This is a genomic window from Streptomyces sp. NPDC056373, assembly GCF_042262425.1.
In the GTDB taxonomy this organism is placed as follows: Bacteria; Actinomycetota; Actinomycetes; order Streptomycetales; family Streptomycetaceae; genus Streptomyces.
Window position 1 is genome coordinate 611,131 of the sequence record NZ_JBHJPX010000001.1, and the last position, 25,830, is coordinate 636,960.

Below are 25,830 nucleotides of genomic sequence, written 5' to 3' on the forward strand. Positions count from 1 at the left end.
CGCGGTCACCGCGGAGATGCCGATGGCGGAGCCGAACTGCGTCGCCGTGGCCAGCAGCCCGCCGGCCAGGCCCTGCTCCGACTCCGCCACCCCGTCCGTCGCCGCGATCGTCAGCGGCCCGTAGGCCAGGGCGAAGGCGAGGCCCGCGAGCAGCAGCGTCGGGAACATCGCGGCGTAGGACCAGCTCATGCCGACCGGCAGGAACAGCGCGTAGGCGGCCACGGCCAGGACGAACCCGCCGACGATCACCCGGGCGTTGCCCCAGCGGGCGACCAGTCTCGGGGTGAGCGTGGGCGCGAGGACGGCGTCGATGCCCATGACGACCAGGGCGACCGCCGTCTGCAGGGACGACCAGCCGCGTACTTCCTGCAGGTAGAGCGTGACGACGAACTGGAAGCCGAAGAAGGCCCCGAGGAAGAGCAGCGCCCCCAGGTCGGCGCGCACGACCGGGCCCTGACGCAGCAGTCCGAGCCGGACCAGTGGGTCGGGGCAGCGGCGTTCGACCGCGACGAAGACACCGGCCAGCCCGACGGCCGCGAGACCGGAGGCCAGGGTGAGCGGCCAGTCGTGCAGGCCGTGTTCCAGGCGGACGACGGTGTAGGCCGCCAGCAGCATGGCACCGGCGGCGGTGACCGCGCCGGGGAGGTCGAAGGTGCGCCGGAGCTCGGGCGGGGCGTCCCGCCGGGGGATCAGGCGTACGGCGGCGGCGAGCAGGGCGGCGGCCAGCAGCACGGGGGCGAAGAACACCCAGCGCCAGCCGACCTCGGTGAGCAGACCGCCGATCACCAGGCCGAGGGAGAACCCGGCCGCGCCCGTGCCGGCGAAGACCAGCAGCGCCTTGTTGCGCTGCGGGCCCTCCTCGTACGACGTGGTGATCAGGGAGAGCGCGGCCGGGGTCATGAAGGCGGCGGCGACACCGGTGACGAACCGGGCGACGATCAGCATCCAGCCGTCCGTCGCGAAGCCGCCGAGCCCCGAGAAGGCGAGGAAGACGGCCAGCCAGAGCAGGAACATCCGCCGCCGTCCGAGCAGGTCGGCGGCCCGCCCGCCCAGCAGGGTGAAGCCGGCGTAGCCGAGCACGTAGCCGCTCATGACCCAGGCCGCGGTGCCGGTGGAAAGGCCCAGGTCGGCCCGGACGGCCGGGATCGCCACCGCCATCATGGCGACGTCGATGCCTTCGAGGAAGATCGTTCCGCACAGAACGAGCAGTAGCGCCCATGCACGGGTGCCCATCAGTCAACACTCCTCCGGTCAGGGACGGTTACGCAAGTGAGGGTCGGTTCCCTCTTGTAACCAGGGCCCACCCTGCGGCAGCATCGGCGGACATGGAAGAAGGCACTTCGAAGTCACCGAGTCACTGCCGGAGCACCGTGGACTACGGCGATGCCGATCCCTTCCAGTGGGACACGCGGGAGGACTGCCAGGTCCGGCAGATCCTCGACCGGATCGGCGACAAGTGGTCGCTGCTGGTCATCGCGCTGCTGGAGCACCGGCGGCTGCGCTTCACCGAGCTGCGCCGGGAGATCGACGGGGTCAGCCAGCGGATGCTGACCGTGACCCTGCGCTCGCTGGAGCGGGACGGCCTGGTGAAGCGGACGGTGCACCCGGTGGTGCCGCCGCGCGTCGAGTACGAGCTGACCTCCCTCGGCCGGACGCTGCACACCACGATCCAGTCCCTGGTGGCCTGGACGGAGAAGCACCAGGAGGAGATCGCGGCGGCCCGGACCGAGTACGACACCCGTGCGGCGGAAGCCGCGGACGCTGCGGCGTCGTAGGAGCGTGGCGGGTCCGGCGTGCCCGGGCCTTCTCGCGGTTCCCGCAGTGCGCATAGCGCAGGGTGCGGACTGCTCCGGTTCCTCGGCAAAGACGGTGAGGTCGAGCCCTTCCGGGAGCCGACTGCGTTTATAAGTGGTCACATGACGCAGACACCCGCATCGCCCACGCCTGTGCACTGGAAACTCGTCATCGACGCGAACGACCCGCACGCACAGGCCGACTTCTGGGCCGCCGCCCTGAGGTACGAGGTCGAGGACAACAGCGCCCTGATCGGGAAGCTGCTCGGCTTCGGCGCCCTGCCCGAGGAGGCCACGGTCGAGTTCCACGGCCGCCGTGCCTTCAAGGACCTCGTCGCCGTACGGCACCCCGAGGACCCGTTCGACGAGGAGAGCGGGACCGGACTGGGGCGGCGGCTGCTGTTCCAGCGGGTGCCGGAGGCGAAGACGGTCAAGAACCGGCTGCACCTCGATCTGCACCCGGGGCAGGGGCGGCGCGACGAGGAGGTCGCACGGCTGGAGGCGCTCGGGGCCGGCGCACTGCGGCACGTGAAGGAGCAGGGCGGCGAGTGGGTCGTGATGGCGGACCCGGAGGGGAACGAGTTCTGCGTGCAGTGACCTGAGCGACGGAGGCCCGCCCTCCGTAACGCCCTGGCCGGATAACGACCTTGACGGAGAGTCAGTACCAGCTTCACCATCCAGGCACCCCATTCACTGTGGGCGGCCCGTGGACACCCCACGGGCCTCCTGACGGAATCCGGAGCCCCCACATGAAGCTCTCCGTTTCCGCGCGCGCCGTCGCCGCGGGCGGCATGGCAACAGCCATGCTCCTGACCGGCGGTGCCGTGGCGGACGCCGCGTCATCCGCTCCCTCCAGATCCGCCGCCGCGCCGGACATACCCGTGGCGAACGTCAAGACCCACCTGTCCCAGCTGCAGTCCATAGCCACCGCCAACGGCGGCAACCGGGCGCACGGCCGGGCCGGCTACAAGGCCTCGCTCGACTACATCAAGGCGAAGCTGGACGCGGCCGGGTACACCACCACGATCCAGCAGTTCACCGCCTCCAGCCGCACCGGCTACAACCTGATCGCCGACTGGCCGGGCGGCGACGCGAACCAGGTCGTGATGGCCGGCTCGCACCTCGACAGCGTCACCTCCGGGCCCGGCATCAACGACAACGGCTCGGGCTCCGCGGCCGTCCTGGAGACCGCCCTGGCCGTGTCCCGGGCGCAGTACAAGCCCGCCAAGCACCTGCGGTTCGCCTGGTGGGGAGCGGAGGAGCTCGGCCTGGTCGGCTCCCGCTACTACGTCAACCGGCTGGCCACCGGCGATCGTTCGAAGATCGGCGCCTACCTGAACTTCGACATGATCGGCTCCCCGAACCCCGGCTACTTCGTCTACGACGACGACCCGGCGATCGAGAAGACCTTCAAGGACTACTTCGGCGGCATCGGTGTCCCGACCGAGATCGAGACCGAGGGCGACGGCCGCTCCGACCACGCGCCGTTCAAGAGCGCGGGTGTGCCGGTGGGCGGCCTGTTCACGGGGGCCAGCCGGACGATGACGGCGGCGCAGGCGGCCAAGTGGGGCGGTACGGCGGGGCGGGCCTTCGACCGCTGCTACCACTCGTCCTGCGACACCACCGCCAACATCAACGACACCGCGCTGAACCGCAACAGCGACGCCCTCGCGTACGCGGTGTGGGAGCTGTCGGACTAGCCCCCCGGGGCAGCGCCTCTACTGGTTGCGGGCGGCGCGGTCGGTGAGTCGGCCCATGCGGGCGCGGGCCGACTCCAGCTGCTCGACCTCCTCGGCGGCGGGGCCGCCCTCGGCGGAGAGTTCCGTCCACAGGCCGATCAGGTCCCGCCCGAGCTCCAGCCCGAGCGCCGGGTCGCGCACCGCCCGCCAGGCGGTGGCCGCACTCTCCACGTTGCCGTAGGCGGCCTCCGCGTCACCGGCCCGGCGGTGGGCACCGGCCACGTCGAGCGACAGCTGGAAGGCGCGGAGCGGGTCACCGGCCAAGTAGGCGATGTAAGCGGTGAGTTCGCTGAGCCGGAGTACCTCGGGGTGCTCCGGCCCCAGCGTTCCCGACGCCTGGAGGAGGGTCTGCTCCGCCAGGCCCGCGGCCTCTTCGATCCTGCCCTCCTTGACCGCCTCGTTGATCCGTACGACCGGCTCCGCGAGGAGCGCGGGCGCGGTGGAGTCGCCCGGGGCGGTGAGGGGTTCGTCCCCGAGCACGGCCTCCGCGACGGCGTCGAAGCCGCGGGGAGGCGTGGGCTTGGGGTCGGGGTCGGCTGCGATCAGGGCGTGCTCGGGAACCACTGCGGGTCGCGGAGCCGGCTGGGCTTCGGGGACGGGGAGCGGCCGCGCGTCCATGGGCGGGGGCGGGCCGAACGCGCCGGTGGGCGGCGCGACGGTGCCGGGCGGCGTCGCCGGACCCGGAGCCGGGGCCACGTCTTCCGGCGCCGGTCCCACCGCCGGACCCGGGGCCGCGTCCTCCGGCGCGGGTCGGGCCGACTCCGGCACGCCCCGCAGCTCGAACGTCGGTACGGGTTCCTCGGCCGGCTGCGGCTCGGACACGGCCCGCAGCCGGAACGTCGGCGCCGAACCACGGCCGGAGTCCGGCACGGGACGCAGCACATGCGTGGCGCTGTCACCCGGCGAGCGCGGCGGCTCCGGCGGCTCCGGCGGCGGGGGGATGACACCGCCGCTCCGGTCGTGCCGCGGCTCGGGCGGGGCCGGCGCGTCGGCGCCTCGGGCGGGCTGCGGCTCGGGCGGGGTCGTGGCGATGGGCTCGGGCGGGGTCGTGGCGATGGGCTCGGACGTGAAGTGGCTGGAGCCGTCCGGATCGACCTGGAGCGGGACGACGTAGCCGATGCGCTCGTCGCGGATCGTCGCGAGGACGGGGTGGCCGGTGGCGAGGGCGATGTGGTGGAGGCGGTTCAGGACGGCCCGCTGGATCTCCTCGCCGGGGGCCGCGAAGACCGGGACCCCGCCGACGGAGGCACCGTCGGACACCCCACCGGTTCCCCCGCCCACGTCCGAACCGGCCCCGGGGACATGGACGTCGATCGGCGCCGCCGGGGTCGCCGCGTGTGCGGCCTGCTTGTGTTCCCGCTTCTTCTCGCGGCTGAGTCGCGACATCGTCCCCTCACTCGGCGTCGTACACCTACTGTCGAGTGTGTCCGCTCGCCCCCGTTTCTCACGTCACCACGGTGTCACAGGCTCGTCCCAAGGGCCGTCGGCCCGGCGCGGCCGTCGGGGAGGGCATGAGAACCAGCCCTACGAGGGAGGAGAGGAGCATGCACACAGGCATGCGACAGGGGCCCGAGATCTGGCTGCGCGGCCCGGTGACGCCCCCCGGGCAGGGGCCGCCGGAGCCCGCGCACGCCCATGCCGCGGCGCGGCGTTTCTCCTGGGTCGGCACGCACGGCGGCGCGGGCGTCTCCACGCTCGCCGCGGTCTACGGCGGTCATGACTGCGGACGGTCCTGGCCCGGGCCCGGCGATCCCCCGTCGGTGCTGCTGGTCGCTCGGACCCACGCGGCGGGGCTCGACACGGTCGCCGGGGTGGTGGAGATCTTCCGGCGCGGCCAGGCCCCGCAGGGGCTCGACCTGGACGCCGTCGTCCTCGTGGCGGACGCCCCGGGCCGGCTGCCGCGCCCGCTCGCCCAGCGGGTCCGGTCGCTGGAGTCGGTGATCGACGTGTACCGCGTGCCGTGGGTGGCGTCCTGGCGGCTCGGCGAGCGGGGTCACCCGCCGCGCGAGACGGCGGCCCTGGCCCGGCTGACAGGAGCGGCACGCTGACGGCCGTCCCTGGGCCGGACGTCCCCCTGCCGGACGTACCGCTGTCGGACGTACCGCTGTCGGCCGAGGAGATCGCGGCGGGTGTACGGGCCCGGGAGCTGCGCGCGACGGACGTGGTCGCGGCGGCCCTGGCCCGGATCGAGCTGGCCGATCCGCACCTGTGCGCGTTCGTCGAGGTGTGGGGCGAGGAGGCGTTGCGGCGGGCCGGCGAGATGGACGCCCGGCTCGACGGGCTGGGGCGAGCGGGTGAGACGGACACGCGGCCCGACCCGCTGGGACGAGCGGATGAGACGGACACGCGGCCCGACCCGCTGGGACGAGCGGATGAGACGGACGCCCGGCCCGACCCACTGGGGCGAGCGGGCGAGATGGACACACGGCTCGACCCGCTGGGACGAGCGGGCGAGACGGACACGCGGCTCAACCTGCTGGGACGAGCGGGCGAGATGGACACGCGGCTCGACCCGCTGGGGCGGGTCGGCGAGGTGGGCACGCGGCTCGACGGGCGGGGCGCGGGTCCGTCCCTGCCGCTGGCCGGTGTGCCGATCGCGGTGAAAGGGCGGAACGGGCTGCGTGCGGTAGGTCCGCTGCTCGCAGCCGGTTGCGTGGCCGTCGGGGCCACGTCCGTGCCCGGGCCGGGGACGCCCTGGCAGACATGGGGGCTCGGGGCCCGGGGCCGGACCGTCAACCCCTGGCGGGCCGACCGGACGCCGGGCGGCTCGTCGGCCGGTGCCGCGGCGGCCGTGGCGGCCGGGCTGGTGCCGCTGGCGACGGGCGGCGACGGAGCAGGATCGGTGCGGATCCCGGCGGCGTGGTGCGGGGTGGTCGGCCTGAAGACGACGAACGGGCGGCTGCCGTCGGGGGACCGCACGGGACTCACCGTGCCGGGGGTGCTCGCCCGCTCGGCGGCGGACGCCGGGCTGTGGTGGGCGGTGGTGTCCGAGGAGCCGGTGCCGGCCGAGGCCGCCGTTCCCGTCACCGCCGTCTGGTCACCCGACCTCGGGTTCGCCGGACCCGACCCGGAGCCCGTGGCGCTGGCCCGGGCTGCCGTGGAACGGCTCGAGGCGGCAGGGGTCGTTCGCCTCGTACGGCCGCGGGTGCCGCTCCGGCTGACGGACCCCGGGCCGGCCTGGCTCGCCCTGCGCACCGCAGGAGCCGATCCGGCCAGGACCGATGCGGCCCGGGCCGATGTGGCCCGGGCCGAGCGCGTGCGGGCGGAGAACGACCAACGGCTCGCCGGGGTCTTCGGGGAAGCCGAGTTGTTGCTGACCCCGACGGCACCCACCGCCCCACACGGTCACGAGGGCCCCGGAGAGCGCTACTCCACCTCTCTCACCTGGGCGTTCAACCTCAGCGGGCACCCCGCGCTGAGTCTGCCCGCGGGGTTCGGCGGCGACGGCTGCCCGGCCGGGCTCCAGCTGGTGGCGCCGCACGGGCGGGAAGCGCTGCTGCTGGCCGTGGCACGGGCGGCGGAGACACGCGTCAAAGGCTGACACCCGGGCGCAGCTCCCGGATGCGCGCCTCTGACGGACACCCCTGGCATATTTACTTGCGTACGCATATGATGCACACGCGTGTAATTGACGTACGCCGAGTTTCCAGAGGGGCACCCATGACCCGCCGTTTCCTTTTCGTCCTGGGCAGCGCTCGCGCCGAGGGCAACTCCGAGCAGCTGGCCCGCCGGGCCGCCGAGCAGCTGCCCCCGGACGTCGAGCAGGAGTGGCTCGACCTCACCGGGCTCTCCGTGCCGGACTTCGAGGACCTGCGGCACGACAGCGACCACGTCCGCCCGACCGAGGGGGACGTGGCCCGGCTGCTCGACGCCACGCTCGCGGCGACGGACATCGTGATCGTCTCGCCGCTGTACTGGTACTCGGTCTCCGCGCAGACCAAGCGCTACCTCGACTACTGGTCGGGCTGGCTGCGCACGCCCGGCCTCGACTTCAAGGCGACCCTGGCCGGCCGCACCCTGTGGGGCGTCACCGCCCTCGCGCACCCGCAGGAGGTGGTCGCCGACCCGCTCGTCGGGACGCTGCACAACTCGGCGGCGTACATGGGGATGCGCTTCGGCGGGGTGCTGCTCGGCAACGGCAGCAAGCCCGGTGACGTGCTGAACGACGACGCGGCCCTGACCCGCGCCAAGACCTTCTTCGCGCAGGAGGCGACCCCGGCCAGGTTCCTCTACGAGGACTGAGCCCTACGCGGTGATGTCCTTGGCCGTGAAGCGTGCCCACGCCGCCGACCCGAACACCGCGGCGTACAGGGCCTGCAGGCCGAGGTTCTTCGCCAGGTCGTCCCAGTAGACCGGCTCGCGCATGAGGTCGGCGAAGGACAGCCAGTAGTGGGAGAAGAAGTACGGTTGCAGGGCGTGCAGTTGCGGGATCTGGTCGAGGATCTGGACCGTGATCAGCAGGCCGACCGTCGTCGCCATCGCCGCGATGCCGCTGCCCGTCAGCGTCGAGACGAACAGCCCGAGCGCGGCCACGCCGGTCAGGGACGCGGCGACGGCCAGGGCGATCAGCAGGGCTCTGCCCAGGCCCTCGGCGAAACCGATCTGCGTACCGGAGATGGTCGTCAGGTCGCCGAGCGGGAAGAGCAGCGCACCGACCGTCAGCGCCGAGACGGCGACCACGAGCGTTGCGGCCAGGCAGAAGATGACGACCGTCGCGTACTTGGTGAGCAGCAGGCGGCTGCGGCCGGCCGGGGCGACCAGGAGATAGCGCAGCGTGCCGGAGTTGGCCTCGCCGGCGATCGCGTCGCCCGCGACGACCCCGACCGCCATGGGCAGGAAGAACGGGAGCGTGGCGGCCAGGGCGGTGAAGACGAGGAACAGGCCGTTGTTGGTGATCTGCGAGATGAAGGCGGGTCCGCCGCCTCCGCCGCCGGCCGAGGAACCGTCGCCGGTCTCGATCTTCACCGCGATGCCCACGAGGACGGGGACGGCCGCCAGCACCGCGAGCAGGGCCAAGGTACGCCAGCGGCGGAACGTGGTGAGCAGTTCGTTGCGGAGCAGGGCGGCATGGAAGGTCGTACGGCGGGTGCGGACCGTCCGTGGCCGGTCGCGCAGTTCCCCGCGCCCCTGAGGGGCGCTCGGCTCAGCCCGCGACATCGAAGCCCTCCCCCGTCAGCGCCACGAACGCGTCCTCCAGCGAGGCCCGTTCCACCGTGAAGCCGCGCACCCGGACCCCGGCCGTCACCAGCGCGGCGTTGACCTCCGCGAGGTCGCGGTCCGGTGGTTCGCCCGTCACCCGGTCGTCGGTGACTACGACGTCGCCCACGCCCTGCTCCTTCAGCACCCGGGCCGCCTCCGCCTGGTCCGGCGTGGTCACCACCAGCCGGCCGCGCGCCCCGGCGGACAGCTCGGCGACCGGGCCCTGCGTGATCAGCCGGCCCTGCGCCATCACGGCCGCGTGCGTGCAGACCTGCTCGATCTCGTCGAGGAGGTGGGAGGAGAGGAAGACGGTCGTGCCGTCCGAGGCGAGTTCCCGGACGAGGGCGCGGATCTCGCGCATGCCCTGCGGGTCGAGGCCGTTGGTGGGCTCGTCCAGGACGAGCAGCCGGCGCGGCTGGAGCAGCGCTGCCGCGAGGCCCAGGCGCTGTTTCATGCCGAGGGAGTACGCCTTGGCCTTCTTGCCCGCCGCGGCCGTCAGGCCCACCCGGTCCAGCGCGGCGGCGACCCGGGCCCGCCGGGTGCGCGGGTCGGCGGCCGGGTCTGCGCTGTCGTAGCGGACGAGGTTGTCGCGGCCGGAGAGGAAGCCGTAGAGGGCGGGGCCCTCGATGAGGGCGCCGACGTGCGGCAGCACGGCGCGGGTGGCCCGGGGCATGGGCTGCCCCAGCACCCGGGCCGTGCCGGAGGTGGGCTCGATGAGGCCCATCAGCATGCGGATGGTGGTGGTCTTGCCGGAGCCGTTGGGTCCGAGGAAGCCGAAGACGCTGCCCGCCGGGACGGTCAGGTCCAGGCCGTCGACGGCGAGCTGCCCGCCGCGGTAGCGCTTGGTGAGCGCACGGGTGGCGATGACCGGTTCTGCGGCCGGGCCCCGCGACCCCGCGAGTTCCGGTTCCCCGGCCTCGTCCCGAGACTCCCCGAGGCCCGCTTTCCCGGCCTCGTCCCGCGACTCCCCGAGTTCCGGTTCCCCGGCCTCGTCCCGAGACTCCCCGAGGTCCGGTTCCCCGGCCCCGTCCCGCGACTCCCCGAGTTCCGGTTCCCCGGCCTCGTCCCGCGACTCCCCGAGGTCCGGTTCCCCGGCCTCGTCCCGCGACTCCCCGAGGTCCGGTTCCCCGGCGGACGCCTCTCCCATCGGCTTCCTCGTTCTCTCGACGCCCCTCACGGCTGAGGGACCTACTTGCCGGCGTCGGCCGCCTTCACGAGCGCGTCCTTGGTGACCAGGCCCGCGTAGACCTTGCCGTCGTCGGTGACGAGGGCGTTGACCAGGCGGGTCGAGAACACCGTGCCCGAGCCGAACTTGCCGTGGACCTTGTCGCCGAGCGAGTCGATGAAGCCGCCGAACTCGCCGCCGGCCTTGCCCGAGGGCACGCCCTCGCCGCCGGTGTCGAAGGTGGCGATGGCGTTCCAGCCCTCGCCGATGGTCTTCATACCGTCGTGGCCGCCGAGACCCTGGCCGAAGTCCTTCCCGGCCTTGGGGGCGTGGCCCGGCGCCGCACCCAGGTCGAAGGGCTTGCCGGGGTGCTTGCGCGGAGTCTCGCCCGAAGCCTTGTCAGGTGCCTTGTCCGCGTCCTTCTCCTCGGTGACCTTCGCGCCCTTGGGCGGCGTGAAGTCGAAGGTGGAGGCGGCCGGCTGGGCGAAACCGACCTTCGTGAAGCCGGCGTCGACGACGGCCGCGCCGCCGCTCGCCGGGGTGAGCGTGAACTTCAGCGGCATGCCGGTCTTCGCGTCCACGGCCACGGTGATCGCGCCGACCGTCGAGCCGGACTGCTTCGGCTCGACGACGAGCTTGTAGGCGTCCCGGCCGGCGACCTGGGCGGTGCCGTCCACGGTCACGGACGTCGTGTCGTCGACCGCCTTGAGGGCCTCCTCGGCGAAGTCCTTCGGCGTGGCCGGCGGCTGCTGGTCCTTGCCGCGCTCCGGGCCCTCGGAGGCGGTGCCGTGGTAGACCTCGTTGGACTTGCTGTCGTAGCCCCAGACGTCCTTGCCGTTGTGGATGACGCTGTACTCGGCGGCGTTCTCCAGCAGCGACAGCTTCTGCTTGTCCGGGCCGTCGGCAGCGACGCGCAGGGTGTGCGTGCCGGAGGCCAGTTGGGTGAGTTTGGCCGTCGGGTCGGCGGAGGAGCCGCCCTCGCCCTGGCCCGCTGCGCCGGACAGCAGGCCCGACTCCAGGCCGCCGAGGTCCGGCAGGCCGAGGTCGGTGCTGATCTTCACCGTGCCGGACAGCTGCTGGACGTCCGACTTCGCGATCTTCTCGATGAGCTGCTGTGCGGTGATCTTCGGGAGGTCGGGGTCACCGGAGTCGGCGAGTGCGGGGACCAGCCCGATCGTCGCGGCCGCCACCCCTATCACCGTGACCGGGACGATGTACCGCGCGGCTTTGCGCCGCCCGGAGCGCTGCTCGTCGACCTCTCCGGCGATCGTGCTGTCGTCGGATGCGTACGGTGCCATGTGTGCCCTACCTCCGTGGTCGGCGGCGGCTGTCCGTGTCGTCCACGCACTCGTCCCTGAGCCGCCATTCTCACCCGAACAGGTGAGGAGTGGTGTGTTCCGTGGTCACCATCTGACCAAATCGGCCGGGGAGATACGTCAGACCGCGGGCTCAACTCCGCGTACTGCTGGGGTATGACACGAGAGGGCGGCTTCTCCCCCGACCCGTAGGGGTCGTGGGGGCCGCAGAGGTCGCAGGGGTCCGGTCGCAGGGGTCCGGATCGCCGGCGGGGACGGCCTAGCCGGCCCGGTGCACCACCGCGTCGCACAGCTCCTGGAGTGCCGTCTTCGCGGTGCACTCGGGCAGCGGCGCCAGCGCCGAACGGGCGTCCTGGGCGTAGCGGACGGTGTCCCGCCGGGCCTGCTCCAGCGCGGGGTGGGCCCGCAGCAGGCGCAGGGCCTCGGTGTGCCGGTCGTCGTCGGTGAGGTCGGAGTCGAGCAGCTCGCACAGGGCGATGTCCTCGGCGAGCCCGAGCCGGGCCGCGCGCTCGCGCAGCCGGAGCACCGGCAGGGTGGGGATGCCCTCGCGCAGGTCGGTGCCGGGGGTCTTGCCGGACTCGTGGGAGTCGGAGGCGATGTCGAGGACGTCGTCCGCGAGCTGGAAGGCCACGCCGAGCCGCTCGCCGTACTGGGTCAGCACGTGCACGACGGTCTCGTCGGCGCCGGACATCATCGCGCCGAACCGGCACGACACGGCGATGAGCGAACCGGTCTTGCCGCCCAGCACGTCCAGGTAGTGCTCCACGGGGTCCCGGCCGTCCTGCGGCCCGGCCGTCTCGAGGATCTGGCCGGTCACCAGACGCTCGAACGCCTCGGCCTGCACCCGGACGGCCTCCGGGCCGAGGTCGGCCAGGATGTGGGAGGCGCGGGCGAAGAGGAAGTCACCGGTGAGGACCGCGACGGAGTTGCCCCAGCGGGTGTTCGCACTCGCGACACCACGGCGCACGGCGGCCTCGTCCATGACGTCGTCGTGGTAGAGCGTGGCGAGGTGGGTCAGCTCCACGACGACGGCCGACGGCACGATCCCGGGCGCGTGGCGGTCACCGAACTGGGCGGAGAGCATCACGAGCAGCGGGCGGAACCGCTTGCCACCGGCCCGCACCAGATGCTGGGCGGCCTCCGTGATGAAGGGCACCTCACTCTTGGTGGCCTCGAGCAAGCCTTCCTCGACAGCCGTCAATCCGGCCTGGACGTCGGCTTCCAGAGCCTGGTCCCGCACGCTCAGCCCGAACGGCCCGACGTCGGTCACGAGGGGTCTCCTGTCTGCTGTGTCTGCCGGTGATTACGCGGATTGTCGATAGGTCGCTGCCCTCACTCGAGTCAGCGTATCCGGTCACGTTTCGATCACCGCCAGCGCCCGTGGTTACAGGCCGGGTGGTATCCGATCACGACCGCTATGTTTTCGATCAACCCATAAGAACAGATATTTATCGACCTACCCGGGGGTAGGGAGTTATGCACGATTTGCCGTGATGAGTCACTGAATTCCCCTTGGCGGAAATTGCCCCGCAGACTCGTGATCAGTGAGTTGAATCACTTCTTCCCCTTTTCCGCCGCGCTTCCGCACCGGCCCGTACCGCCTTCCCCCGAAAGCCAGTTGAGGCTTGGCTACCGCAAAGGATCAAGCCGCCCAAACGCCCCCGACCAAGGTCAACCGCGCAATATGTGACTGAGGTGCTTGTTCCCGACATGTGCTCTCGCATACGTTCCGGCCCTGTCCGGCGGACGCCTAATCCTGCCGCCGCCCGGACTCCCCACATCAACCGACTCACTCACGCGTGGCAGGAGCGGGGGACCCAGGTAAGTCGCCGGGCCGCACAGCGGCACGGCTCGGGGTGAAGCCGCGTACGGCACACAGCGCCGTACGCGGCCGGGCACCTCCCGGCCCGAACCCGACAGCTCACCTCGCAGGCGCCGGAGAGGAACATCGCCATGGCCGGACGAGGCACGCACCGTCGCCCCAGAACCAACCCGCTGACCCGAGGCATCGTCGCCCTGGGCACCGGCGGAGCCGCACTCACCCTTCCGCTCCTCGGCGCCACGCACGCGAGCGCCGCCGAACCCCAGAGCGCCCCCGTCGCGCAGTCCGTGAAGCAGGCGGCCCAGCCCGCCAAGTCCCTGACGTACACCGTGGTCAAGGGCGACTCGCTGGCCCGCATCGCGGACAAGTACGACGTCTCGGGCGGCTGGAAGCAGCTCTACAAGGACAACCGCGCGGTCGTCGGCGACAACCCGAAGCTGATCCACCCGGGGCTGAAGCTCAAGGTGAAGACCACCAAGCCGATCGCCCCGAAGAAGACGGCGACCCAGTCGTCCGCCCCCGCCAAGCCGGCCGCGAAGCCCGCCGGCGGCGTCGCCCAGGCCACCCAGGCGTCCGCGAAGACCTACGCGAACAACCTCGACGGGTGGATCCGCGAGTCGCTGGACATCATGGCGCAGCGGGGCATCCCGGGCTCCTACGACGGCATCTACCGCAACGTCATGCGCGAGTCGTCCGGCAACCCCCTGGCGATCAACAACTGGGACTCGAACGCCGCCGCGGGCACCCCGTCCAAGGGCCTGCTCCAGGTGATCGACCCGACGTTCGCCGCCTACCACGTGCCCGGCACCTCCTTCGACCCGTACGACCCGGTCGCCAACATCACGGCGGCCTGCAACTACGCGGCCGACCGCTACGGCTCGATCGACAACGTCAACGGCCCGTACTGAGCCGACCCGCCCAGCAGTCGCTCGAGGACGACGGCGATGCCGTCGTCCTCGTTCGACAGGGTGACCTCGTCGGCCACGGCCTTCAGTTCGGGGTGGGCGTTGGCCATCGCGACGCCGTGACCGGCCCAGTCGAACATCGGGATGTCGTTGGGCATGTCGCCGAAGGCGATGGTGTCCGCCGGCCGCAGCCCCAGGTGCTCGGCGGCCAGCGCCAGGCCCGTCGCCTTGGTGATCCCGCACGGCTGGAGCTCGACCGTGCCGGGCCCCGACATCGTCACCGTCGCCAGGGAGCCGACCACCGAGCGGGCCGTCGCCGCCAACTCGTCGTCCGTCAGGTAGGGGTGCCGCAGCAGCACCTTGCTGATGGGCTCGTCCCACAGCTGCTCGCGCCGCTCGACCCGGACCGCGGGCAGGGTCGGGTGCGGCATCAGATAGCCCGGCTCGATCAGCGTGAGCCCGTCCACCCCGTCCTGGTCGACCGCCGCGTAGACCTGCCCCACCTCGGCCTCGATCTTGCCGAGGGCGGTCTCCGCCAGCTCCCGGTCCAGGGTGATGGACCACAGCAGCCGGTCCGCGCCGGCGTCGTACACCTGCGCGCCCTGCCCGCACACCGCGAGCCCCGTGCACCCGAGGTCGTCCAGGAGCGGCCGCACTCTCGGCGCCGGCCGGCCCGTCACCACGAGGTGCTGGGCACCGGCGTCCGCCACCCGCGCGAGCGCGGCGAGGGACCGGTCGGACAGGGTGTCGTCGCCGCGCAGCAGCGTCCCGTCCAGATCGGTGGCGATGAGTGAATATGCGAGGGGTGCGGCCATGATCAGAGAATACGGACAGCGCGCCCCTTCGTTTCATCGCACGGCGGACGCCGATTGCCCGGTTGAAGGCCTCTGCACCGGTTGGCAACAACATGCTCCGCTACCTACCCGTGAGGCCGCATAGAGCGGTACCTTCCATGTGTCCAGGGGGGACTTGATCGGGGGGTCGGGTTGAACAGTGGGCGCATTCGCGTGGCCGGGCCCGGGGAGCTCGGCGAAGGGGAGAGGGAGCGCTGGCGTGCGCTGCGCGCCGCCTCGAAGGCACCGCGCAACCCTTTCATGGAGCCGGAGTTCACCGAAGCCGTCGGCCTGTTCCGGCCGGGGGCCCGGATCGCGGTGGTGTACGAGGGGCCGGAGCCGGCCGGCTTCCTGCCCTATGAGCGGGGCCCGTTGGGGCAGGGCAGGGCGATCGGACTGGGCGTCTCGGACGCACAGGGCGCGATCCTGCGGCCGGGCCTGGACGTCGAGACGGGCGAACTGCTGAAGGCATGCTCGCTGTCGAGCTTCGCCTTCGACAATCTGGAGGCCGAGCAGCGGCTGTTCGTCCGGTACGCGGCCGAGGAGTACGCCACCTACGTCATCGACGTGGAGAAGGGCTACGAGACCTACGAGTCGGTGCTGCGCGCACAGGCGCCGAAGTTCCTGAAGACGACCCTGGCCAAGGAGCGCAGGCTGGGCCGGCAGGCCGGTGAACTGCGGTTCGTGTTCGACGAGCGGGACCCGGCCGCGCTGCGCACGCTCATGGAATGGAAGTCCGCGCAGTACCGCAGGACCGGCCGCCGCGACCGGTTCGCCCAGGAGTGGATCACCCGGCTCGTCGGGCAGCTGGCCCGGACCCGGGCACCGGAGTGCAGCGGCACGCTGTCCGTGCTGTACGCCGGTGAGCGGCCCGTCGCCGCGCACTTCGGACTGCGTTCCGCCTCCGTACTGGCCTGCTGGTTCCCGTCCTACGACCCGGAGTTCGCGAAGTTCTCGCCGGGTCTGGTGCTGCATCTGCGCATGGCCGAGGCGGCGGCCGCCGCCGGCATCGGCACGCTCGACCTGGGGCGGGGCGCGGCCGAGTACAAGGACGCGCTGAAGACGGGCGAACTGCCCGTGTACGAGGGCGCGGTGACCCGTCCGGGGGTGGGCGCGACCCTGCACTGGCTGAGCCGTGAGCCGGCCCGCCGCGCGCACAGCTTCGTCCGCAGCAGGCCGCAGCTCGCGTCACTGGCCGCGCGGACGCTCAAGGGCGCGGCTCGGCTGCGTCGTACCTGACACACAAGGGGGGTGGGCGCATGGCCCGTTCGGTGCGTGCGCAGGAGGAGATACGGCGGTTCCTGGACATCGGGGCGGTGCAGGTCGCCGAGCTGGACCTCGACGGTGACGAGGCGGTGCTCAGACCCGGCCCGGGGAGTCCGCCCGTGACGCACGGAGAGGTGTTCGTGCTGGTCAGGAGGGGCGGCCGGCCCGTGGGGACGCTGCTCGGGCGGGTGCCGGAAGGGGCGGATCCGAGGGCCGTACTGGCGGAGCGGGCCCGGGCGGAATGCGGGCCCGCCGACGTCGGCGGGTCCGGGGAGCCGCCGATCACGAGCGGCGACGTCGGCGGGTCCGGGGAGCCTCCGATCACGAGCGTCGTCGTGGCGACCCGGGAGCGGGCCGGGCAGCTGGCCCGGGCGCTGGACTCGCTGCTGGCGCAGGACCATCCGCGGTTCGAGATCGTCGTGGTCGACAACGCGCCCGTCACGAGCGAGACGCGGGAGCTGGTCGAGCGGAAGTACGCCGAGCGGGTGCGGTACGTCTCTGAGCCCGTTCCGGGGCTCGCAGCCGCCCACAACGCCGGGCTGGACGCCGTCGGCGGCGAGGTGGTCGCCTTCACCGACGACGACGTGGTCGCCGATCCGCGCTGGCTGACCGAGCTGACCGGGCCCTTCGCCGCCGACCCCGGGCTCGGGTGCAGCACCGGGCTGATCCTGCCCGCGCGGCTGACCACTCCGGCCCAGGTGCTGCTGGAGAGCCACGGCGGCTTCGCGAAAGGCTTCACTCCAAGGACGTACGACCCGGCGCACCCGCCGGGCGACGAGCCGCTGTTCCCGTTCACGGCCGGACGGTTCGGCTCGGGCGCGAACATGGCGTTCCGCACCGCGGTGCTGCGTTCCGTCGGCGGTTTCGACCCGGCCACCGGGGCCGGGACGGCGGCCCGGGGCGGCGACGACCTCTACGGCTTCGTGCGCGTCCTGGCACAGGGGCACCGGCTGCGCTACACGCCGTACGCCCTGGTGTGGCACCACCACCGGGAAACCTGGCGGGACCTGGAGACGCAGGCCTACGGCTACGGCGCCGGACTCACGGCCTACCTCACCGCCGTGCTCGTGAACCGGCCCGCGCTGCTGCCCGCGTTCCTCGCGAGGCTGCCCCGCGGACTCGCCCACGCCCGCGCGCTGACGGCGGTACGCGATACGAACGGTGCGGACGGAGCGGACGGCGCGGACAGCGCCGGCGCTCCGGGCGACCACGACGCCCGCACGCACCCCTGGCCACGGCGGCTGTCGCGGCTGCAGCGCAGGGGAATGCTGTACGGGCCGGTCGGCTATCTGAAGGCGCGGCGGGTGCTGCGCGCGACCGCTCGTGAGAAGACGGCCCGGGGGGCGAGATGAAGACGGACGGCAGAGGCCGGGCGGCTCGGGGCGCGTGGGACGGCCAGGGGCCGGCATCCCCGGCGCGGGAGGGTGAGGGGCCGGTATCCCCGCCGAGGGAGGGCGAGCGGCCGACGTACGCGCCCCGGGAGGGCGAAGGGCCGACGTCCCCGCCGCGCGAAGGCGAGCGGCCGACGTCCCCGCCGCGCGAAGGCGAAGGGCCGACGTCCCCGCCGCGCGAAGGCGAGCGGCCGACGTCCCCGCCGCGCGAAGGCGAAGGGCCGACGTCCCCGCCCCGGGAGGGCGAGCGGCCGGCGTCCCCGCCGCCTGCCGACGGCACTCCCGCCCTCCCCGTCTTCCTGTACCACTCGGTGATGGACGATCCTCCGGACTGGATCGCCGAGTTCACGGTCACGCCGAAGCAGTTCGCCGCGCATCTCGACGCCGTGGTCCGCAGCGGTCGTACGCCCGTCACGATCAGCGCGATCGCCGATCACCTGGCCGGGCGGGCGCCGCTGCCGCCCCGGCCCGTGCTGCTCACCTTCGACGACGGTTTCGCCGATCTGCCCGGTCCCACGGCCGAGGCCCTGGCCGCACGCGCGCTGCCCGCCACCGCCTATCTGACCACCGGCGCCATCGCCCCGGGCGGCCGCAGTCTGCTGCCGCCCGCCCCGATGATGCGTCTGGCCGCCGCCGCGGAGCTGGAACGTTCCGGCATGGAGATCGGCAGCCACACCGTGACGCACGCCCAGCTCGACACCCTGTCCGCCAAGGCCCTGGCGTACGAACTGCGCACCTCCAAGGCCGTACTGGAGGACGCCCTCGGGCACGAGATCCGGCACCTCGCCTACCCGCACGGCTACAACAGCCCCCGGGTACGGGCCATGTCGGCCCGGGCCGGCTACGAGACGGCGACGGCCGTGCGGCACGCCCTCAGCTCCGACCGCGACGAGCGGTACCGCATCGCCCGGCTCATCGTCCGGCGTACCCACACCGTCGCCGATGTCGAGGACTGGCTGGCCGGGGCGGGCGCGCGGGTCGCGCCCTACCGGGACGGGCCGAAGACGATCGCGTGGCGGTGGTACCGGCGGGCCCGTGCGGTCGTGCACGGGCCCGAGTTCGCGGGTTGACCCCGGCCCGGGTCACCGGAGCGGCTGGTTCAGGTACGGGTCGGAGACGGCCTTGCGCAGGCTGCTCCAGGCCGCGTCGTTCGCCACCGCCAGGTTGCAGTGCGGTCCGGGGTCGCGGTAGTTCCACTGGAGGGCGGCCTTGACGCCGTCCAGGCCCTTCAGCACGCCGGGCACCTGCGCATACCACTCGGCCTGCCGCTGCGGACGGTCCGCGTCCGCAGCGGTGCCGAACTCCGAGAGCATGAGCGGCTTGTCGTCGGAGATGTTCGCGCGGATCCAGTCGTGCGTGGCCTTCTGGGTCTGCGCGAAGGTCAGCCAGCCCGCGTCGTGGCAGAGGTAGTAGTTGTACTGGTTGTAGCCGATCCAGTCGACGTAGTCGTCGCCCGGGTACATCTTCTCGATCTCGTCGGCGTGGTTCAGGTATCCGGTGGTGATCCACGTCCAGACCACGTTGTCCACGCCCAGTGCGCGGAACCGGTCGTGGATGTGCCGGTAGGCCTTCACGTAGTCGGCGGGGGTGCCGCTTGCCGGGGTGCGGGTGTCCATCTCCAGGTCGAAGGAGAGGAACACCTTCTTGCCGTAGTCCTTGATGCGCCGGGCCTGGACGTCGATGACCCTGTCGTCCAGCTCGCCGTCCGCGATCCGTTTCCAGGTCGGCTGCTGCTGCCTGGTGCCGCCCCACCACTTGCTCTCCCAGGAGAGCAGCAGCAGGTGGTCCTCGCCGACTTGCCGCTCCTCCGGGGTGAGCAACTGGCCCTCCCGCCGGGTGCCCGAGGGCAGGGACATGTCGTGGTACGTGTACACGATGTCCAGCTCACGGCCCACCTTCTCCTCATAGGCGCGCACCTTCTGCGGCAGGTCGTCGCGCTCGTGCGGCACGAACGCCCCGAACCAGGCGCCGCAGGGCGGGACCAGAAGGGCCGTCGGGTGGCAGTCCGCCGGGGACCCGGCCGCTCCCTGCTCCTGCGGCCCGGAGGCGTTGCGCAGGGCGAGCACGGCGACCAGGACCGCGCTGACGACCGTGGCGGACGTGATCAGCAGTCGGCGGCGGCTTGATGCCGGCGGGCCGGTGGCCTGTGCCTTGTGCGGGTCGTTCCGGTGCTGTCCTCCGGTCGTGCTCGGCGTGCGGCGAGAGGGACGGTGGGGGCGGTGGAACCTCACTGAGCGGAACCCTTCGGTGTCCTCGGTGTCGCCCTCGGCTGCGGGGAGGCGCGCAGCGGCGGGCAGAACGCGGTGAGTGTGGTCAGCAGTGTCAGCGTCAACAGCACCCGCTGCGCGCTGAAGGTGTGCGTGGCGATCAGCACGGTCGCGACGAGCATCACGGCACCGACGCTCAGGAACAGCGTCAGCATCAGCCGCTCCAGCAGGTCGGAGTGGCGGGCGAAGTCCGGGTCCCGGCGCTCCACGGGCCCTTCGGCGGGCCGCGCCCCCAGGGCGGGGGCGCAGACTCTGACCACGGCCGCGCCCGGCCCCGCCGCCAGGAAGAGCACGACCGCGGCGCCCCGCAGCGGCGATCCGCCGGGCAGGGCGAGCGCGGCCAGCGCCAGCCAGCCGCCGAAGGGGGGCAGCATCCGGACCACGAGTTCCTGCGGTGTCATCGCTCCGCTCCCTCAGCCTGCTTCAGTACGTAGAGCCATCCGGCGCTGTTCTCCGCCACGAGCCGGAACCTCGGCGATGCGGCGACGGACTTCTGGATGCGCTCCAGCTGCGCTTGGTCGAGCTGCCCGTTCATCTCGGAGTTGGCCAGCTGCCCTTGGGTGAGCAGGAAGTAGGCCCGGGCCGGGCGCTCCACTCCGGCCATGTCACGCGCGAGGGTGGCGGCGGGACTTTTGACGATCTTGTCGACGTGGCTGCGGCCGTCGTCGAGGAACCAGTAGTGGTCGACGCTCCAGTAGTCGGCGTAGGCGTCCGGGTAGTTGCGGTTGGCGGCCACGACCAGCGAGCCGTCGGGCGCCTGGTCGAAGAGCTGCCGTACGAGGGCCACTTCCTGGGGCGGGAAGTAGTTGATCCGGTCCTTGCCCGAGTAGGCGGGCACGAACGCCAGGGTGGTGCCGAGAAGAGCGGCCAGCGGCACCCAGGTGCCGATGCCCCACCGGCGGGCCCGGGCGGGGTTGTCGGTGGCCTTCCGGTTGCCTGCCTCCCGCGCGGCGGCGTCGGCGGCCAGGGTGCGGACCTTGGGCAGCAGCGCCGCGGCGGCGAAGAAGGCGGCGCCGGGCAGCATGAACAGCAGCACCCGGAAGATCATCTCGCTGCCGTAGCTGCTCGCCGCGAACATCGGCAGCGGGGCCGCCGCGACCAGCAGCAGGGGCCGGGCGCGGTGGCGCAGGACCCGCTGGCGCCACACGCCGACGGCCGCGAGCAGCAGGACCGAACCGGACAGCAGCCGGGCCGCCCAGGACGTCGCGATCGCCCCGGTCCCGGTCGGGGTGGCGCCGTAGCCCGTCTCGACGTTGGCCCCGACGTCGCCGATGGAGCGGATCATGTCCGGCATCGCGGCGGACAGGAAGGGCAGCGCGGCCGTGAGGCACCAGGCCAGGAAGATCACGACGGTCGTGACGACCGGGACCCAGTCGCGGTAGCGGCGGCTCAGGCACAGCGCGAGCAGGCAGACGACCAGCATGCCCGGGGTGAGCTGGTGGGAGATGACGATCGCCACGATCATGACGGTGATCACCACCGTCCACACCGCCTGCCGCGGCTGTCCCCGCCGCACGGCGGACCGGCCGAAGCGCCGCAGGACGACCGCGAGCACCCCCACGTGCAGCGCGTACGCCATGGACTGGGGGGAGAAGTAGTCCTGGCCGACCCAGTTGGCGACGTAGAAGAGCCAGACCGCGGTCCAGATCAGCCGCCGGTCCTCGGTGAAGGTGCGGTAGATCAGCAGGAGCGGGAGCAGCAGCATCAGGCTGGAGACCAGGGGCCACCAGGCCATGTACATCGCCGTCGAGTCCACGCCCAGCAGCCGCTGCAGGGCGGCCTGGGCGGCGAAGAAGCCCGGCCACTGGTCGTACACCGCCATGTCGCCGACCTGGTCGGCGCTCTGCAGTCCGCCGGCCGTCAGCAGGTGGTCGACGACCGCCTCGTGCTTCCACGCCCAGGCGTACAGCGGGGTGGGGTACAGCACGGCCTGCGTGGCCCGCTCCATCACCAGCAGGCCCAGCACGTACGCCGCCGACCAGGCTCCCGAGCGGCGCGCGTCGCGGACCGTGAACCAGAACCCGGTGGTGAGCACCGCGAGCCCTGCCCAGAAGGCCGGGTGCAGCGCGCTGACCAGCCCGTAGTCGTCGAGCCGCGAGACGTCGGTGTGCCGCACGGCATACACCCAGAGCGCGAGCGCGACGAGCAGCGGGACGCCGGGCCAGGCGAGGGCACGGCGGCCGGACCAGGCGGGGGGCAGGTCGGACAGGTCCGTCACGGGCTCGTGGGCGGGGTTCGACGACTCCGAGGAGGTGGGGCTGGAGGACTGACTGGCGGTCTCGGGGCTACCGGCGGGGGTGTTCGCGCCGTCCCGTGCGGGTGTGGGTTCCGGCGTGGATCTCTCCCTCGGTGTGACTGGCGGACGCACGGTGGTTCCCCCCTGGCTGTTGCTCTCTTCGGCTCTCTTCGGCTCTCTTCGGGCCTGAGCTCGGATCGGTCTCGGCTTCGGGTGTCAGCGGTCTCGGCTTCGGATGTCAGCGGTCTCGGCTCGGGATCCGTCTCCGCTTCGGGTGTGATCAGTCGCGGGGCCGGTCGGCCGGTGTTCTGTCGGCCGTTCGGCCGGCCGGGGGGCCGGTCGAGGCCGTGGTGCGGGAGCGCGCCCACGCCGAGGCGGCGCGGCGGAGCAGCAGGAGCAGCGTGAGGACGACGAGCAGGGGCGGCGCGAGGGGTGCGAGCGCGTCGCGCCACACCCAGCCGCCGACCGCGACGAGATACAGAACCCCCCAGCGCCCCGGCCACGTCAGCCGGCCGCCCGCGCTCGCGAGCAGCAGCCCCAGCGGTACGAGACACAGCAGCTGGCAGACCGGCGGCGCCCAGCGCAGCAGCGGCTCGGGCCCGTCGAGGCCCACCGCGTCCGCCAGGAAGCCGGCGGTCTTCTCGTACAACGCCCCGTGCACCGGCCGCGGTTCCCGTCCGAGGGCGATCGGGGCGGCGTACAGGGCGCACAGGACGGCGCACAGTGCCGTGCCGGGCAACCACGGGTCGCGCCGGGTGCTCAGCGTGACGGCGGCGACGAACACCACGAGCAGCAGGCCGCCCGCGGTGAGCGACGGCAGGGGCAGGCCCTCCAGCAGCTGACGCCCGGACAGAGCGGTCTCGGTCGCCCGGTCGAGCCACGGCAGGTCCCGCAGCGGGGCCCAGAAGAAGACGACGGCGACACCGAGCAGGCTCCACAGGGCCCCTCGCAGCCGCCGCTCCTGCGGCTTCAGGTCCGGTTCCGAGGGCTGGTGGGGCGGTGGTTCCCTGGTCGGTCCGTCCGGCCGCACGATGAGCGCCAGGGTGTCCGCCTGCAGCGCCTCGCGCTCGTAGCCGGGGCGCCCGATGAACAGCGTGACCGTGTCCTGGTCGCCGTCCCTGGACCGGTAGGCGGCCCGGCGGGCCCAGGTCGTGCCGTATCCGGCGGTGGCGTTGAGTTTCGCCCACTGGGTGCCGTAGACGGGGCCGGCCTGCGGACGGACGGCGGGGGTGCTGTCGTCGTGGCGCAGGGCCGCGCGCAGTCCGGCCGTGGAGACCACGGCGATCAGCGTCATGCTCAGCAGCACCGCCCAGCCGGCTCCCGCGATCCCGGACGGGGTGAACAGCACGGCCGCGCTGCCCAGCACCAGGGCGCACATGGCCCCTTGGAGCGCGGCCAGCACACCCGTGCGCCCCTGTACGCGCAGGACGCCGATGTACAGCTCCACCACGACCCGGGGCAGGGCACCGAGGGCGAGCAGCCGCAGCACGGTCGAGCCGTGCTCGGCGTAGTCGGGGCTGAAGGGCGTGAGGATCTGCGGGGCGAAGACGACCAGCACCGCCACGACCGGGACCAGCAGCAGCGTCATCCGCCGCAGTGCGCCCCGGACTCCGTCGGCGAGCTGGCGCGGGTCGTGCGAGGCGTGCGCGGTCAGCGACGAGGCCATGTTGATGGCCATGAACTCCATCGTGCCGCCGACGGTGTAGGCCACGTAGAAGTAGCCGTTCTCGGCGGCGCTGAAGCGGACCGCGACCATCACCGGCAGCAGGTTGATCATCGCCAGGCTGAACAGGGCGCCCAGCGAGTCGCCGGCCAGGAAGCGGCCCATGTCCCGGATCTTCGGGGGTTCCTTGTCACCGTCGGCCGCCGCCTGGCGCGGGATGAGCCGGCGGAAGATCAGCCAGCCCAGCGGCAGCGTGGAGAAGGCGATCGCCACCGCCCAGGAGACGAAGATGCCGAGGACCGGCAGCGTGCCGGCGAAGACGCCCAGGAGGGCCAGCTTGCCGACCGAGAACACCGCGTTCCCGGCGGGCACCCACTCCGCCTTGCGCAGCCCGGTGAGCACCCCGTCCTGGAGGGTGAGCAACGCCCAGGCCACACAGGCGGCGACGAAAACGGCACCCGCCAGGGGCGTGCCCAGCGGCGCGTAGGACGCTCCCCAGGCGTCGAGCGTGAGCAGGAAGACGGCGGCGGCGAGCGCCACGACCAGCGAACTGGCCACGTACGTGCCCCACACCAGCCGTCCGGTCTCGCGTCCCGCGCGCGGGACGAAGCGGACGACGGCGCCGATCATCGTCGTCGCGGTGATGCTGGCGAGCAGCCGCATCGCGGCGATCGCGGCCGAGCCCTGACCGACGGCCTCCTCCGTGTAGTAGCGGGCGGCAACCAGCCAGAATCCCAGGCCCAGTACGGCCGAGACGCCGGTGCTGAGCATGAGGAAGTAGGCGTTCTTGAACAGCGAGTCGTGGGTGTGGTCGCTGTCGGCAGGCTTCGGCCCGCCGCCGTCGGTGCGCGCGGCGGCGGGCTCGTGCACCTGGATGTCAGCCACGGGAGTGTCCCAGCCCTCCCGATGCCGGCCGGTTCCCGGGCAGCTCTCCCGGCGCCGGGGCCGGTTGCGCCCCGGACCGCTCCAGCACCTCGATGACCGCCCGTGCCCGCAGCGGGTCCACGGGCAGCGCGTGCCGCGCGAACCAGCGGGCCGCCTCGGGGGCCGGTGAGGGGTCGGTGAACTCCGCACCTGCGTAGTCGTCCAGCGGCGGGTCGTAGAGGTAGCCGACCACGATGCCCTGCCGCGCCAGCGCCGCGATCGCCGCGTCCCGGTCGGCCACGAACAGCGGGACCCGGAACAGCGGCTGCGTCCCCTGGCCTTCGCGCAGTTTGGCCCATGGGGTGGACAGCAGCAGTTCGGTGCCCGCCCGGCAGGCGTCCAGCACGTCGTCCAGCCGGTCGAGCTTGTGCCCGATGCGCCGCAGCCGCAGCCGGCCGGACCGGAGGCGGTAGTCGTGCATGTCGACGCGTACCCACGGGTGGTGGGCGTCGAGCCCGGGCGTGTGTTGGGCGGCGAGGGCGAGTTCGTCCGGGCGCAGCGGCATCCGGATCTCCTCGCGGTCCGCCAGCCCCAGCAACCGGATCGCGGCCCAGGCGGCGCGCCGCAGCCGCATCCCGCGCACCGCCGCCTCCGCGTACGGCCGGACCAGATAGGCGAGTTCGGCGCTCGCCCGGCGCGGCGCGAGCAGTCCCTCGCAGGTCTTCTGCACCGCCTCCCGCAACCCAGGGTCGGCGAGCGAGAGCATGCCTCCGGCCTTGGCGCCGACGTGCTTGGACAGGCTGAACACGGACGCCTCGCCCCATGCCCCGACCGGCCGGTCCCCCACCCGGCTGCCGATCGCGTGCGCCCCGTCCTCGAACAGCGGGATCCCCAGCGCGTCGCACTTTCGCCTGAGGCGCGGTGCCGGGTCCGGGTTTCCGTACAGGTTCGTCGTGAGCACGGCCGACACCGAGCCCCACACCCCGTCCGGCACGGCATCGATGTCGATGGACGCGTCGAGCGGGTTCAACGGCGCCTGCACCGGGCGCAGTCCGGCCGCGAGCACGACGAAGAAGATCACGTCGTCGTTGACCGGCGACATCAGCACCCGTCCGCCGGGCGGGCACCAGTGGCGCAGCGCCACGTACAGCCCGAAACGGCACGACGGTACGTACACACATTCCCGGCCGAGCCGGACGCGCATGGTCTCTTCCAGCCGCTTCGGCTGTGCACCACGCCGTACCGAACCCGGACCGGCCTCCCCTATGGCCATCCGCCCCCCAGATGTGCCGTGGGAAAGCCCCCTCCCCGAGGCCTTCCGGCACCCGCCCAGAGTCGCCCCGTTCGCACCGCTCCGTCAAGATTGCGTCG

At 72.7% G+C, this 25,830-nt stretch carries 21 protein-coding genes, 1 pseudogene and 1 riboswitch; of the genes and pseudogenes, 10 read left to right on the forward strand and 12 right to left on the reverse strand.

Features of this window, described 5'->3' with window-relative positions:
* Positions 1-78 precede the first annotated feature (78 nt).
* A pseudogene (locus ACFCXS_RS02900) lies at positions 79-1,233 on the reverse strand (MFS transporter); the annotation flags it as partial.
* 92 nt (positions 1,234-1,325) lie between these two features.
* Here ACFCXS_RS02900 and ACFCXS_RS02905 point away from each other — a divergent pair.
* From ACFCXS_RS02905 to ACFCXS_RS02915, 3 genes are all read left to right on the forward strand, one after another.
* The gene (locus ACFCXS_RS02905; protein WP_376641234.1) at positions 1,326-1,775 is read left to right on the forward strand and encodes a winged helix-turn-helix transcriptional regulator; all 450 of its coding nucleotides are present in this window, start codon (positions 1,326-1,328) and stop codon (positions 1,773-1,775) included.
* 141 nt (positions 1,776-1,916) lie between these two features.
* Entirely contained in the window at positions 1,917-2,390 is a 474-nt protein-coding gene (locus ACFCXS_RS02910; RefSeq protein WP_376641236.1) for a VOC family protein, read from the forward strand.
* A gap of 152 nt (positions 2,391-2,542) precedes the next feature.
* Positions 2,543-3,493, forward strand: a complete 951-nt coding sequence (locus tag ACFCXS_RS02915) for a M28 family metallopeptidase (RefSeq protein WP_376641237.1) — start codon at positions 2,543-2,545, stop codon at positions 3,491-3,493.
* Positions 3,494-3,511: 18 nt separating this feature from the next.
* Here the strand turns inward: ACFCXS_RS02915 and ACFCXS_RS02920 are convergent, their stop codons facing one another.
* Positions 3,512-4,918 (reverse strand): tetratricopeptide repeat protein, encoded by a 1,407-nt coding sequence (locus tag ACFCXS_RS02920; RefSeq protein ID WP_376641239.1) that lies wholly within the window; start codon positions 4,916-4,918, stop codon positions 3,512-3,514.
* A 158-nt stretch (positions 4,919-5,076) separates the two neighbouring features.
* On the opposite strand from ACFCXS_RS02920, the gene ACFCXS_RS02925 reads away from it, so the two are divergent.
* From ACFCXS_RS02925 to ACFCXS_RS02935, 3 genes are all read left to right on the forward strand, one after another.
* A complete protein-coding gene (locus tag ACFCXS_RS02925; protein WP_376641241.1) occupies positions 5,077-5,580 on the forward strand; it encodes a DUF6668 family protein in 504 nt (167 codons plus the stop codon).
* Positions 5,581-5,948: 368 nt separating this feature from the next.
* Positions 5,949-7,073 (forward strand): amidase family protein, encoded by a 1,125-nt coding sequence (locus ACFCXS_RS02930; protein WP_376641510.1) that lies wholly within the window; start codon positions 5,949-5,951, stop codon positions 7,071-7,073.
* Between the two features lie 119 nt (positions 7,074-7,192).
* Complete coding sequence (locus tag ACFCXS_RS02935; protein ID WP_376641243.1) at positions 7,193-7,774, forward strand: flavodoxin family protein; 582 nt, start codon at positions 7,193-7,195, stop codon at positions 7,772-7,774.
* Positions 7,775-7,777: 3 nt separating this feature from the next.
* Here ACFCXS_RS02935 and ACFCXS_RS02940 read toward each other — a convergent pair whose 3' ends face one another.
* From ACFCXS_RS02940 to ACFCXS_RS02955, 4 genes are all read right to left on the reverse strand, one after another.
* The gene (locus ACFCXS_RS02940; protein WP_376641245.1) at positions 7,778-8,689 is read right to left on the reverse strand and encodes an ABC transporter permease; all 912 of its coding nucleotides are present in this window, start codon (positions 8,687-8,689) and stop codon (positions 7,778-7,780) included.
* Positions 8,676-9,878: an ATP-binding cassette domain-containing protein gene (locus ACFCXS_RS02945; RefSeq protein WP_376641247.1), complete on the reverse strand. Its 1,203-nt coding sequence runs from the start codon at positions 9,876-9,878 to the stop codon at positions 8,676-8,678. The genes ACFCXS_RS02940 and ACFCXS_RS02945 overlap by 14 nt, the downstream gene beginning before the upstream one ends.
* Before the next feature lie 41 nt (positions 9,879-9,919).
* Entirely contained in the window at positions 9,920-11,194 is a 1,275-nt protein-coding gene (locus ACFCXS_RS02950; protein WP_376641249.1) for an outer membrane lipoprotein carrier protein LolA, read from the reverse strand.
* A 277-nt stretch (positions 11,195-11,471) separates the two neighbouring features.
* A complete protein-coding gene (locus ACFCXS_RS02955; protein ID WP_344467302.1) occupies positions 11,472-12,482 on the reverse strand; it encodes a polyprenyl synthetase family protein in 1,011 nt (336 codons plus the stop codon).
* Between the two features lie 502 nt (positions 12,483-12,984).
* Positions 12,985-13,160: riboswitch (cyclic di-AMP (ydaO/yuaA leader) on the forward strand.
* Between the two features lie 5 nt (positions 13,161-13,165).
* On the opposite strand from ACFCXS_RS02955, the gene ACFCXS_RS02960 reads away from it, so the two are divergent.
* Positions 13,166-13,942 (forward strand): LysM peptidoglycan-binding domain-containing protein, encoded by a 777-nt coding sequence (locus ACFCXS_RS02960; RefSeq protein WP_376641251.1) that lies wholly within the window; start codon positions 13,166-13,168, stop codon positions 13,940-13,942.
* On the opposite strand, the gene ACFCXS_RS02965 is transcribed toward ACFCXS_RS02960, so the two are convergent.
* Positions 13,906-14,754: an HAD family hydrolase gene (locus tag ACFCXS_RS02965; RefSeq protein ID WP_376641253.1), complete on the reverse strand. Its 849-nt coding sequence runs from the start codon at positions 14,752-14,754 to the stop codon at positions 13,906-13,908. The genes ACFCXS_RS02960 and ACFCXS_RS02965 overlap by 37 nt on opposite strands.
* A 186-nt stretch (positions 14,755-14,940) precedes the next feature.
* Here ACFCXS_RS02965 and ACFCXS_RS02970 point away from each other — a divergent pair, with 186 nt between their 5' ends.
* From ACFCXS_RS02970 to ACFCXS_RS02980, 3 genes are all read left to right on the forward strand, one after another.
* Positions 14,941-16,011 (forward strand): GNAT family N-acetyltransferase, encoded by a 1,071-nt coding sequence (locus ACFCXS_RS02970; protein ID WP_376641511.1) that lies wholly within the window; start codon positions 14,941-14,943, stop codon positions 16,009-16,011.
* 20 nt (positions 16,012-16,031) lie between these two features.
* Entirely contained in the window at positions 16,032-17,390 is a 1,359-nt protein-coding gene (locus tag ACFCXS_RS02975; RefSeq protein WP_376641254.1) for a glycosyltransferase, read from the forward strand.
* A gap of 353 nt (positions 17,391-17,743) precedes the next feature.
* Positions 17,744-18,499, forward strand: coding sequence for a polysaccharide deacetylase family protein (locus ACFCXS_RS02980; RefSeq protein ID WP_376641256.1), 756 nt, complete (start codon positions 17,744-17,746; stop codon positions 18,497-18,499).
* A gap of 12 nt (positions 18,500-18,511) precedes the next feature.
* On the opposite strand, the gene ACFCXS_RS02985 is transcribed toward ACFCXS_RS02980, so the two are convergent.
* The 5 genes from ACFCXS_RS02985 to ACFCXS_RS03005 form a co-directional block, all read right to left on the reverse strand.
* Positions 18,512-19,660: a glycoside hydrolase family 26 protein gene (locus tag ACFCXS_RS02985; protein ID WP_376641258.1), complete on the reverse strand. Its 1,149-nt coding sequence runs from the start codon at positions 19,658-19,660 to the stop codon at positions 18,512-18,514.
* A complete protein-coding gene (locus ACFCXS_RS02990) occupies positions 19,657-20,097 on the reverse strand; it encodes a hypothetical protein (protein ID WP_376641260.1) in 441 nt (146 codons plus the stop codon). Before ACFCXS_RS02990 ends, ACFCXS_RS02985 begins: the two co-directional genes overlap by 4 nt.
* Positions 20,094-21,914: a glycosyltransferase gene (locus ACFCXS_RS02995; RefSeq protein ID WP_376641261.1), complete on the reverse strand. Its 1,821-nt coding sequence runs from the start codon at positions 21,912-21,914 to the stop codon at positions 20,094-20,096. The genes ACFCXS_RS02990 and ACFCXS_RS02995 overlap by 4 nt, the downstream gene beginning before the upstream one ends.
* Positions 21,915-22,212: 298 nt before the next feature.
* Positions 22,213-24,480, reverse strand: coding sequence for a lipopolysaccharide biosynthesis protein (locus ACFCXS_RS03000; protein WP_376641263.1), 2,268 nt, complete (start codon positions 24,478-24,480; stop codon positions 22,213-22,215).
* Positions 24,473-25,732, reverse strand: coding sequence for a DegT/DnrJ/EryC1/StrS family aminotransferase (locus ACFCXS_RS03005; RefSeq protein WP_376641265.1), 1,260 nt, complete (start codon positions 25,730-25,732; stop codon positions 24,473-24,475). The genes ACFCXS_RS03000 and ACFCXS_RS03005 overlap by 8 nt, the downstream gene beginning before the upstream one ends.
* Between the last annotated feature and the right edge of the window lie 98 nt (positions 25,733-25,830).